Source organism: Lysinibacillus odysseyi 34hs-1 = NBRC 100172, assembly GCF_001591965.1.
Classification (GTDB): domain Bacteria; phylum Bacillota; class Bacilli; order Bacillales_A; family Planococcaceae; genus Lysinibacillus_B; species Lysinibacillus_B odysseyi.
Window position 1 is genome coordinate 304,469 of the sequence record NZ_BCVX01000002.1, and the last position, 12,114, is coordinate 316,582.

The window sequence follows — 12,114 nt, forward strand, 5'->3', positions numbered from 1 at the left end:
AAATTGGCTCGTTATGGTTACAATATTTTGACGAAACGGAAAGAATAACGATAAAATTGAAACAATGTCGAAAGGAGCTTTTCTATCATGAAGCAGCATTTAATCGTATTAGATTTGGACGGTACATTATTAACTGATGATAAAATAATTTCCCCATATACGAAAAATATTCTGGCTAAAGCTCGAGAAGCAGGCCATCAGGTGATGATTGCAACAGGACGTCCTTTCCGCGCAAGCCGACTTTACTATCAGGAACTCGATTTGACAACACCGATTGTTAACTTCAATGGTGCTTTTATCCATCATCCTCTCAACCAATCATGGGGTGTAATGCATTCTCCTATCTCTATGAAAGTTGTATACGATGTCGTGGACTCGGTCGACAAATTCCATTATGAAAACCTGATTGCCGAAGTGATTGACGATGTATACCTTCACAATAAGAACGATGAATTGATGAGCGTGTTTAATATGGGAAATCCACGTGTCACAACAGGCAATTTAAAGTTAAACCTGCATGAAGATCCGACAAGTCTGCTTATTCAGGCAAATGAACAAAATGTGCCGATTATCCGCAAGCATCTGGAAGATGTCCATGCAGAACTGATTGAACATCGGAAATGGGGCGCACCCTTCCCTATTATCGAAATCGTCCGGAAAGGGCTAAGCAAGGCGGTCGGGGTCTCCAAAATAGCGCACGAATTTGAAATACCGCGCGACCGTATTATTGCATTTGGCGATGAGGACAACGATTTGGAAATGATCGACTATGCAGGTATTGGGGTAGCGATGAGCAACGGAATCGATGAGTTGAAATCTGTAGCAAATGAAATTACAGTAAGCAATAATGAAGACGGCATTGGAAAATTCCTTGTTGATCGGTTAGGCTTATAAAGAAAAAAGACGAAATCATCCAAAATGGAGATTTCGTCTTTTTATTATAAATTACTTCGCCGCAACCGGCTCTTCAGCTACAAGCTCAAGGTCTTGTAAGTTATCTGAAGTTAAACTGTTGTAATCAACATTGTAGTTTTTCACGCGTTTGTTCACTGGGAACAATTCGTAACGGAACTGCATTGGGATTACAAGAGCATTGTCTTCCATGTATTCTTGGAACGCACGGAATTGCTTACCACGGAAATCAGTGTCTAATGCTTCTTTCGAATCAATGCTTTCTAAAATTGACTCTAACTCATCAGAAGAGAAGCGAGAGAAGTTATAAACAGCTGTTTTAGAGTATAAACCGTATGGAGATGGGTTTGTACCTGTTCCCCACGCACCCATGAAGATGTCGATTTCAGGATCATCATTTTGTACTTTGTCATAGAACGAGTTGAACTCGATTAAACGACCAGTTGCTAATGTAACATTTAGACCAACGTCTTTCCAGTTTTGCAGGTAGAAAGAAATTACGTCTTCTTGTGTTTGGTCACCAGCCATAGCTGCAAGCTTGATTTCAAGCGGTTTACCGTTTTTATCTTCACGAAGTCCATCGCCGTCTACATCTTTGTAGCCTGCTGCATCAAGGATTTCGTTTGCTTTATCCGGATCGTATGAGAAACCTTCTAATGAATCATCATAGAATGATTCAAATACTGGTGGGATTAATGAGTTTGCGCGTTCACGTAAACCATTGTAGTATACTTCAGATACTTGTTCGATATCTAATGCAAAGCCCATTGCTTTACGTAGTTCTACATCGCCCATTTTTGCATTTGCTTCATCTGTTACAACTACATTGTTCGTATAATCATATTTACCTAATTTAAAGCTCATGTAAGAGTAGTATAATTCTTGGCGGCCAAGAACATCAATGTTGTCAAGATTTTCGATTTCTTTCCAAGCTGTAGCATTGAAGCGTTGTACAAGATCGTATTTACCTTCTTTAATCGCTACAGAGATTGAGCTTGATGGAACAACTTTCACTAATACGCCGTCAAGCTTTGGTTTGCCTTTCCAATAGTGTTCGTTTGCTACATATTGTACAGACTCACCTGGTACGATTTTTTCAATTTTAAACGCACCTAATGTTACTGGGTTTTTACGAACTAAGTCATGCGCTAATAAATCAGCTACAGGAATATCACCTAGTACGTGTGATGGTTCTGCATATGTCCATAGGCCGTCGCCACCATAGTAAACAGCTGGTGATAATTTTTTGAAGCTGATTTCTAACGTTGACTCATCAATTTTTTTCAAACCAGAGATTGTATCTGCAGTACCTGCATGGTACTCTTCCATACCGACAACGTTTTTCATGTCGCCGTCATAACGTACGCCTTCATAGTCTTTGTCTGCAATAATTTCATATGGTAAGATTAAGTCTTCTACTTTTAGAGGCTCACCATCAGACCATTTTACGCCATCGCGGATTTTTACTGTTGCTTTTAAGTTTTCTTCATCTACATCTAAAGTTGCGACACCTTTGTCATTGATCATGAACTCGCCGTCTACTTCAAAGATCGTGTTATTTGTCCATTCCATTAAATCAGCATCATAGCCATCTTCATAAAGCTCCCAGTTAAAGATCCCTTGGAAAGGCTCATCCTTAACCAATGCTACTTGAAGAACACCGCCTTTAACAGCGTCACCTTTGTTTTCTACACTTAGTGTTAATAAATCCCCGCTTGCTGAATCTGAAGTTTTTTCGCCGTCAGAGTCTTTTCCTGGAGACTTTTCTTTGGTATCGTCGCTTCCATTACATGCTGCTAAAACCAAAAGCACTGCAAGTAACATCGCTAGTAATGACCAACTTTTGTTTTTCATCGTTTGTTCCTCCCTTTTTATGCCGGTATTCTCTAAAATCTACCAGCTATTTTAAATATATACAAACACATCTATTAATTAAATGTGAAAGTACCAGTTTTCAAAAACATAGAATAAAAATAAGAAATTTTCAGTCTATTGAATTTGTGAATATAGAGACTAAATATATTAGTCTCTATATATGTGTATTAACCTAACCGTTGTTTCGCATCAGCTGCACGTCTTAATGCCTGCCCCACATAATTGATGCCTAGCATCATTAGCAGGATAAACACAGCAGCCGGCAGCCAGCACCACCAATATTCATAAAGAACGAGCGGGTTATTTGCATAACTTACAAGCGTTCCTAATGATGGTGTAGACGGTGGAAGACCGAATCCTAAATAGGAAAGACCGGTTTCAATACCTACATTCCCCGCAAAGTTCAATGTCATTTCAACAATCAAAATCGAGCTTAAGTTTGGCATGATTTCTTTGAAAATAATGATAAAATCATTGGTACCAAGCGTTTTGGAAGCGTTCACATAATCTCTGCGGCTTTCGGATAAAGCTTTAGAACGTACAAGACGCGCCGTTCCTGTCCACAGGAATATACTCATAATCATGATAAATGCTGGAACATCATACTTTGGAACAATCGTAACAAATACGATGATCAACATCAATGATGGAATTGTGATAAAGAAGTCAATAATACGCATAAACATATTATCAATCCAGCCACCGAAGTAGCCGCAAACCAGTCCTACAACAATGCCGAATATACCTGTAATTAATGTAATTGCAATGGCAATCGCTATGGAATTCCGCGCACCAACAATCAACTGGCCAAAAATATCACGGCCGCCTTGGTCTGCACCAAGGAAATATGATCCTAGTCCACTATATTGCTCAGTGCCTGGTGCTGCATATTTATCACGAAGCGAAATTTTCATTAAGGCTTCCTGGTCAATAAACCATGCCCAGATAAATACGCCCAAAATGACAACGACAAGCCCGACTAAAGAAAACAACGCGACTTTATCTTTTTTAAATTCTCTCCAGATTACCTGCCAACCGGTAGGAGGAGAGCTTACTGCTATTTCTTTATTTTCAGTTAATTCGATAGACATTTTTTTCACCTCTCCTTAATGTTTATTAGTTTGTCTATTCAATTCGAATACGCGGGTCCACAATGCTCATAATGATATCCGACAATAGACTACCTAATAACGCTAAGAAGCCATATAGCATAACAAGTGCTGTAATAACACTATAATCACGAGATAGAATTGATGAGATAAACAACTGTCCCATACCTGGATAACCGAAAATTGTTTCGATAAAGATGGAGCCGCCTAGTAGTCCCGTAATTGTAAAGCCTATAAATGCTGCGATTGGCAACAGGGAGTTACGGAAAATGTGACGGGAATAAACTTTTCTCATCGGGATTCCTTTACTGCGTGCTGTACGTACATAGTCCTGTCCTTTTGCATCGATAATTTCTGAACGTAAATACTGGATAACTGTAGTTGTCCCTAATATCGCATACGTCGTGGCCGGCAGTAAAATATGATAAATCTTATTCATTATATAACCGAAAGTTCCTGGGTCATATTTGATGTCTACTGAACCACTTGTCGGGAACCAGCCAAGCGTGTAACCGAAGAAGAACAGGAACAGCAGTGCCAAAATAAACGTAGGAATCGCATAGGATACAAAGCTGTATAAAATAATCGCCCGATCCAGCAAAGAGTTGTGATAACGTCCAGCCAATACCCCAAGTGGAATGGCAAGAACATATAGAATAATAACACTTGCTAGTGACAGCCAGAATGTATTAACCGCCCGTTCCCCAATGAGGGAACCTGCATCACGCTTGAACGTATAACTCATTCCGAACTCTCCTTGGAACGCATTACCGACCCAGCGGCCATACTGCTGATACCATGGATCATTCAAGCCATTCTTTTCTCTCAACTCTTCAATCCTAGCAGGATCTGTTTCAGGTGTAATAGCACCAGTGAAAGGATCACCCGGCATGAACTGGGCCATGATGAAGATGATAAGGCTTAGTACAAAAAGCTGTGGAATCATAATTAAAAAACGGCGAACTATCGTTTTCCACATATTAGATTCCCTCCTTCACTTGTGCCATGGAAGTTGTGGCAGCCACTAAATGTGTACCTGTGAGCGGTACTAAGTCAAATACACGACCATTTGCATCAAAGTATTTTGCATGTTCCTGCTGATAGTTTTTCTCTACTATAATTCTCTCACGTTTCCGCTCTTCACGTCCAATCGGCGTTCCATCCGGAATAGCAGACAATAAACGTTTTGTGTAAATATGCTGCGGATTATTATAAATCTCTTGTTTTGTACCTGTTTCTACGAATCTGCCTTTATACATAATATTAATATAGTCACACATATGTTTAACAACACCTAAGTCGTGGGAAATAAATATATAACTTAGACCGTATTCATCCTGGATATCTTTCATAAAGTTCAGTACCTGTGCCTGTACAGAAAGATCAAGCGCCGATACCGGCTCATCGGCAATGATTAATTTAGGGTTTGTCGCGATGGCACGTGCAATTCCTAAACGTTGTTTTTGGCCGCCCGAGAACTCATGCGGATATTTTAATTTCGCATCTTCCGGCATACCGACAATTGCCAATAATTCGCTGATCTTCTTCGTCTCTTCCTGTGGTGTCAGGCTTAAGAAATTGCGAATTGGTTCAGCCAAAATATCTTGAACACGCTTTCTTGGATTCATACTAGAATGAGAGTCTTGGAAAATCATCTGGATATCACGATTATAGGATGAATTCCGATCACGTCGGCGATTTGTTACATTTTCGCCTTCATATACAATCGTTCCGGAAGTAATTTTTTCTAATCCAATAATGGATTTACCAGTTGTCGATTTACCGCAACCTGACTCACCAACAAGACCATATGCCTTGCCGCGTTCAATTTCCATTGTAATACCATCTACGGCATAAACATGGTCAATCACTCGATTGAAAAATCCTCCGCGAATCGGGTAATGGACTTTTAAATCATTGATTTGCATAAAGCTCATGATGTTTGTCCTCCTTTTCGCCTTTAAAGTAAAAATGCTCGTGACAAGAACATCTTACAAAATGGCCTTCCGATATTTCATGCAGCTGCGGTTCTGTCTCATGTGCCGATTCTGGAACCCAGGAAATACGTGGAGCAAAACGACATCCATGACGCGGCAGCTTCATTAAGGAAGGGACAATCCCTTCAATAACATTTAATTTTTCATTCTCGCTGTTCATCTGCGGAATAGAGTTAAACAGTGAACGTGTATATGGATGTTTTGGATTGGCAAATAATTCTTCGACAGAGGCTAATTCAATAATCTGGCCAGCATACATAACTGCTACTCGATCAGCTACCTCCGCCACAACGCCAAGGTCATGGGTGATTAAAATAATACCAGCACCTGTTTCCTTTTGCAGATCAATCAATAAATCCAAAATTTGTGCCTGGATCGTTACATCCAGCGCTGTTGTCGGCTCATCTGCAATGATGATTTTCGGTTTACAGCTGATAGCAATCGCTATAATAACTCGTTGACGCATCCCACCGGACAATTGGTGAGGGAATTGGCGCGCCACTCGTTCAGGATTTGGAATGCCTACTTGATTTAAAAGTTCCAGTACGCGGGCTTGACGTTTCTCTTTATTGAAGTCCGTATGATAAATAAGCCCTTCCTCAATTTGCTCACCAATACGCATTAAAGGATTTAATGCTGAGAGAGGGTCCTGGAAAATCATTCCGATTTCCAGACCGCGTATATCATTAAAATCATCTTCGGTCATCTTCGCAAGGTTTTTATCCTTATATAAGATTTCCCCTTGTACCCGTGTTTTATTGTGATCGTGCAGCCCAATAATCGATGTGGCTAACGTACTCTTTCCACATCCTGATTCTCCAACAATGGCTAAAATTTCATTTTCACGTAATGTAAGTGAAACACCATCAACAGCATCAAAATAAGCATCGCCGATCCGGAATCCTGTATGTAGGTCTCTGATCTTCAAAAGTTCCTCTGACGTTCTCAATTGCTTGCTCCTTTCCAAACTTTATAGGTGTGAATATTTAGAATATTTACGCTGTCATTTAATAGATAAAGAATGTCGAACATCCTAAAAAGCGAATAATTATAATATTCATTTATAGATGTTTTGAATTATACCCTCTTAAAATAGACCTAGTCAATATATACATGACAAATTATTCTGACATAATTAAATAGTTTGTATATTTAATACAAAAAAATAGTTTTAAAATTCCACGCACTTTAGTACTTTAAATCGACATAATTTTCAACTATTTATCAGGTTTTTTATTATCAACTATATATTCCCTATAATGGCTATATTATTTTAGGAAAACTAAACACATGAATAAATATTGTATTTTTATTCCTTTTGTGCATAAAAAATTTTTAGGATTAGGACAAATTTATCTATACCTTTCTATAAAACCTTTGTTAGTATGTATGCAAAGAATCGACTACATATTAACCGAATTTTCAGAATAAAAGGTTAGACGTCTATTGATTAGACTTTACGACCCTTTATACAATATCGTTTTTGTAAAAAAAATGCAAGATAATTTTGATAATTGCACACTAAATGACCTATTCTAGAACGCTTGAACAATAACAAAGGCCTTAGATGCTGTCTTCATCTAAGGCCCTTTCGCTTTATTTTTTCATATCTTGTGCTGCCCGGCGCTTACGTCCACGCTTTACTACCATTACAACAAATATCGTAAATAAAATATACACAATGGCCAGGGTGATTACATAGGACATATTAATGCCTGTTTCATCAATTACTTGGTAAACCTCTATGCTTTCACGGTCTAAAATGACAGGATAATTTCCTTCTTTATTCACACGGATAATGTCATTTTCAAACATTCCCCGCAGTTCTTTTCCTTCGCCAATTACATCTGTAGAAAGATCGATTCGATTGGTGATGCTCGTATTATTGAGGACCACAATCCACGATTCCTTTTCCGACTGACGCTTAAAGACAAGGAAACCATCCTCATTTTTCAATACTTCAAATTTTCCGTGACGTAGCGTTGCAGAGTCATTGCGAAGTGTTTGAAGATTTTTAATGAAATCTATTAATTCTTCATCTGTTTTAAAATTATAGAGCTGATGGGATTCAGGACCGACTTTCCCGTTCATCCCGATTTCTGTTCCATATTGAGTAACCGGTACTCCTGGCATTAATAATGAAGCCGCGTAGGCTAGCGGAAGACGATTCGGCGGATAATGGTTACCTTCATCTGACATAACGGCGTAAGTAAAACGGTCTGTCCAAATGGAATCAATCATAAGCTGTGAAGGTTTTATGTTTCCTTCTGTTATCCCTTGTACATATTTTGTCACTTCACTCGATGACAGGTCTACATTTTTATAAGACTCGCTGAATAATGCAGCTATATCAGCATGGAAATCTGCATCAAAATCCGCATCACTCTCTTCATTAGAAATGACATAAATATTCTTATGTACTTCTTTAATAGCACTAATCAGTTCATTAACAAATGCTGTATCAGCCCCATTTATATTGGTTAAGCGGATGCCGTCCACTTTATAAGTAGAAACAAAGTCGACAATCGCTTTTTTCAGCGCCCCCTGAAAATCAGCATTCCCTAAGGCAAATTGGGCTTTTCCATCAGCTGTGCCTGCCACCCATGCTTTTTTGGAAGTATCCTGTACCCATTCATGGTTTGCACTCACATTTGTTAATGGAAAATCTACCATGACTTTAATATCTTTATCATGGAAATATTTAATCATATCAGAAAATTCCTCAGCCGTACCGAAGTGAGGTTCTAATTTCGTATAGCTTGTTACAGAAGAGCCATCATACTTTTCCGTTGCAAAAACTGAGCCAACCGATAAAACCGTATATCCCATCTCTTTAATATGGTCGCCACGACTGATTAAACCTGCAAAATCCCCTCCTGCAAACTGCGTCGGATCCTGTGTATCTACATTTTTATCATTTGCTCCGGAACCGTTAAAATAGCGGTCTACCAGTACATCATATATACTCTCATCGGCGATTGTACGCTCTTCTTCCGCTTGCATGGGAGCCGCGGAAAAGCTCATCGCCAGCAAAACACTCGCTGCTGCTGCACCGATCCATTTCTTAAATCGCAAATTAATCCCTCTCTTTCCAACCAATCCACAGTTCATTTTACCAAAATTCTATTTCGTATGTAGTGAGTTTTCAAAAATAAAGAGCCAAATATACGTCAAATCCGTGACAAGCCCTCATTCCTTTATATACAAGTATTTAACCATAAAGAAAGCAGGCGTGTAGATTTATCCTTTATTCCAGACAGCTATAATGGATGATTTTATGTTATAGTCAGCCAGTTACACCTTTTGCAATGGAGCGGTATTTTATCTTCTCTCCGGTAAAGTGGAAAAAGGAAAAGGAAAAAGCTTTGAAGACTTTTACATCTTCAAAGCTTCTTTGTTAGAATAAATCCCAGCCAATTCCGCCGCTCAAGCCTAAATATAATGTTACTAAAAATACGATGACGAAAATTACCCAGAAAATGCCAAGTGATTTCCCTTTGTTTTTACGGGCTAAAATCATTTCCATAAAGCCGATGACAAGAATACCGAATAATACTTTCATGTCATACGTCATGCCGCTGCCATTATGCGTTGATGCAATCATATCGCGGTATTCAAGGAATAACGCACCGCCTGTGATGATAATCAGGATGTAGAAAACACGTAATACCATTTGCACACCTGTAAGCTTCTTCGGTGATACAGCAGCGATGAAAAATAGTATTAATGCAATGATCCACGTTGTAAGATGCAGATGTGTGCCACTTGTTAAAAAGTCCATTTTTTTGTTCCCACTTTCTATTTTTTCTCTACATGCAATATCCTACCATGTCAAAGCCCGCGTATTCAATGAATTCGATTATATAAACCCTTCTGAAGTAATAAATTTGTCAAAATAGAGACTTAAAATAGTAGAATACGAATAAGTCTCCTCTTTGCTCTGCACAGGACTGGCATAAGATCCACATACGCCATCCACTGCAAAACCGTCCTATCTATCCATTTTTCCATCTAAAAAGGGCAAGGCTGAACAATCAGCCTTGCCCTTTATCTATTATTCTCTTCCATGTAACTTTCGTTTCTTTACGCGAAACGATTTGCCAATGTACCGATTCCTTCAATCGAAACCTTTACTTCGTCTCCTGCTTTCAGGAATTGTGGCGGATTCATTGCTTTTCCTACCCCTTCTGGAGTTCCGGTTAAAATAACATCTCCCGGTTCAAGTGTTACATATTGGGAAACAATCGAAATGATATCTGCAACAGGGAACATCATATCCTTTGTCGAACCATTTTGGCGGACTTCCCCATTTACTTTTGTGACGATTGTAAGGTTTTGAGGATCTGGGATCTCATCCTTTGAAACAAGGTACGGTCCTAACGGGCATGTGCCATCAAGGCTCTTCCCTAGGAAAAATTGCTGATGGCGGTATTGTACATCCCGTGCCGATAAATCATTGCCAATTGTATAGCCAAAAATATAGTCATATGCCATTGCTTTTGGAATGTTGCTGCCACGCTTACCGATTACTACTGCCAGCTCGCCTTCATAATCAAGGGAATCGGTTTTATCTGAATGGACGGGTAGTGTTTCTTCATCCGCTGCAATGGCAGTCGGGGATTTCGTAAACAGCATAATATTTTCCGGCGCCTTTTCAGCACCCATTTCAACAGCATGTTCATTATAATTTTTTCCTACGCATAAAATATTTTTTGGTGTGCGCGGGATTGGCGAAAGCCATTCGATTGCTGAAAATGTATACTTAAACGCATCTGCTTTCTCACTTGCAAGTGCCGCTTCCACTAATTTACGTGTCTGCTCTACAAAGTCAAACCCTAGAGAGATACCATCAATAATCGTAGACGGGAATGAGGGCAGGACGTTCAACTCTTCCTGAATTTTTAACACGTCCCATACGGCGTCTTCTTTTTTCACTTTTGGTCCGAATTTTACTTGTCCGTCTAGCTTAAACGATAAGAGTTTCATAGTGTACAAGCGCTCCTTCTTTTTTCTTCATCATACCGCAAACTTTTGTAAATTTCCTCATTTTTCTGAATGCATTTTTCCGTAAGTTAATCTCTTCACTGCTGCTTCAAGCGGTCCCTGCTTAAACTTAGATAGCCAAAGCTCCGCCAGAATTACTTGTAGTACATAGATTCCCAGTGCTATATAAACGGCTGTCGGTACATCAATTTTGCCGTAAAGCCCGAATCCGTAATGATAGAAAATGGTTGTGCAGATGACTGATTGGAGGATATACATTGTCATTGACATCCTCCCCATTTTGGCAATCAGGGACAGCCCCTTTGCTAGTAGAGGAATCATGCACAGCACAACAATTATGGCAATATAACCTACAGATAACATCGGACCGCCTACATATACCTTCAAATAGTATAGAAGATACGTATAGGAAAAAGCAGTCGGGGCACTTTTAATGAACAGACCGGCCGCTGTAAAGCCAATAGCCAGAAAAATCCACAGCCCCTTCAATTCTTTCGCACGCTCAATAAGCCGCCATTTTGCCGCTGCTGCTCCAATGAGCATAAACGGTAAAATAATGAACAGTGAGCTAAACCACATGCTTACATTCATCTGCAGCGATAAATCATGCAGCCGCTGCATAAATGCATCCATATAATTCCCTGTAGAATAGGCTGTCACTGCCCCCTGTATGCTTTGGATATCTACCGCCATTTCTTCCATTTCCATATTGATCATGCCGCCTAAGCTGAACATGAATAAATAGAGGCCATGGATAATGCCTTGCAGCACTACCCCAATTGTCAGCAGCACCCAGCTGTTATAGCGAATAAGTGCCAGCACAAAAAAGCCGCAAAATGCATACATAGCAATAATATCGCCCCACCATAGGAAAAGGGCATGCAGCATCCCAACGATAAATAGGATGGTCAGGCGTTTTGGTGCGAATTTATAAAAATTTATCCCCGTTCGCTGGGCCTTCATGTACTGCATTGCTAACCCATACCCGAATAGCATAGAAAATAACGGATAAAAACTACTTTGCACATAAATATCCAACGTCTGATGCCAGATGATATCCACTGCCTCTGTAAACCAATCATTCAAGGAAATATAAGGCTGAGGTAAATAGAAGCCGAATATATTGACTAATAAAATCCCCAGCAGGCTAAAACCGCGTATAATATCAATCGTCGTTACGCGTTCATTCAGGTGTGTCGGTTGAAAATTCAAATGAA

At 39.5% G+C, this 12,114-nt stretch carries 10 protein-coding genes; 1 reads left to right on the forward strand and 9 read right to left on the reverse strand.

Annotated elements, in window-relative coordinates; translation table 11 throughout:
• Positions 1 to 87: 87 nt before the first annotated feature.
• Positions 88 to 894 (forward strand): Cof-type HAD-IIB family hydrolase, encoded by an 807-nt coding sequence (locus BOD01S_RS04315; protein WP_036155721.1) that lies wholly within the window; start codon positions 88 to 90, stop codon positions 892 to 894.
• A 51-nt stretch (positions 895 to 945) separates the two neighbouring features.
• Here BOD01S_RS04315 and BOD01S_RS04320 read toward each other — a convergent pair whose 3' ends face one another.
• The 9 genes from BOD01S_RS04320 to BOD01S_RS04360 all read right to left on the reverse strand — a co-directional run bounded on the left by BOD01S_RS04320 (position 946) and on the right by BOD01S_RS04360 (position 12,109).
• The gene (locus BOD01S_RS04320; protein WP_036155719.1) at positions 946 to 2,766 is read right to left on the reverse strand and encodes an oligopeptide ABC transporter substrate-binding protein; all 1,821 of its coding nucleotides are present in this window, start codon (positions 2,764 to 2,766) and stop codon (positions 946 to 948) included.
• A 188-nt stretch (positions 2,767 to 2,954) separates the two neighbouring features.
• A complete protein-coding gene (locus BOD01S_RS04325; RefSeq protein ID WP_052124892.1) occupies positions 2,955 to 3,878 on the reverse strand; it encodes an ABC transporter permease in 924 nt (307 codons plus the stop codon).
• Positions 3,879 to 3,912: 34 nt separating this feature from the next.
• Entirely contained in the window at positions 3,913 to 4,875 is a 963-nt protein-coding gene (gene opp4B / locus BOD01S_RS04330; RefSeq protein ID WP_036155717.1) for an oligopeptide ABC transporter permease, read from the reverse strand.
• Position 4,876: 1 nt separating this feature from the next.
• Positions 4,877 to 5,833: an ATP-binding cassette domain-containing protein gene (locus tag BOD01S_RS04335; protein ID WP_036155716.1), complete on the reverse strand. Its 957-nt coding sequence runs from the start codon at positions 5,831 to 5,833 to the stop codon at positions 4,877 to 4,879.
• A complete protein-coding gene (locus BOD01S_RS04340) occupies positions 5,811 to 6,842 on the reverse strand; it encodes an ABC transporter ATP-binding protein (protein ID WP_036155714.1) in 1,032 nt (343 codons plus the stop codon). Before BOD01S_RS04340 ends, BOD01S_RS04335 begins: the two co-directional genes overlap by 23 nt.
• A gap of 647 nt (positions 6,843 to 7,489) precedes the next feature.
• On the reverse strand, positions 7,490 to 8,968 hold the full coding sequence (locus BOD01S_RS04345; RefSeq protein ID WP_036155712.1) for an alpha-amylase family glycosyl hydrolase: 1,479 nt from the start codon (positions 8,966 to 8,968) through the stop codon (positions 7,490 to 7,492).
• Positions 8,969 to 9,290: 322 nt separating this feature from the next.
• Positions 9,291 to 9,674: a YisL family protein gene (locus BOD01S_RS04350; protein ID WP_036155709.1), complete on the reverse strand. Its 384-nt coding sequence runs from the start codon at positions 9,672 to 9,674 to the stop codon at positions 9,291 to 9,293.
• Positions 9,675 to 9,976: 302 nt separating this feature from the next.
• Entirely contained in the window at positions 9,977 to 10,879 is a 903-nt protein-coding gene (locus BOD01S_RS04355; protein WP_036155706.1) for a fumarylacetoacetate hydrolase family protein, read from the reverse strand.
• Positions 10,880 to 10,936: 57 nt separating this feature from the next.
• Positions 10,937 to 12,109: a DUF418 domain-containing protein gene (locus BOD01S_RS04360; protein WP_036155705.1), complete on the reverse strand. Its 1,173-nt coding sequence runs from the start codon at positions 12,107 to 12,109 to the stop codon at positions 10,937 to 10,939.
• Positions 12,110 to 12,114 lie beyond the last annotated feature (5 nt).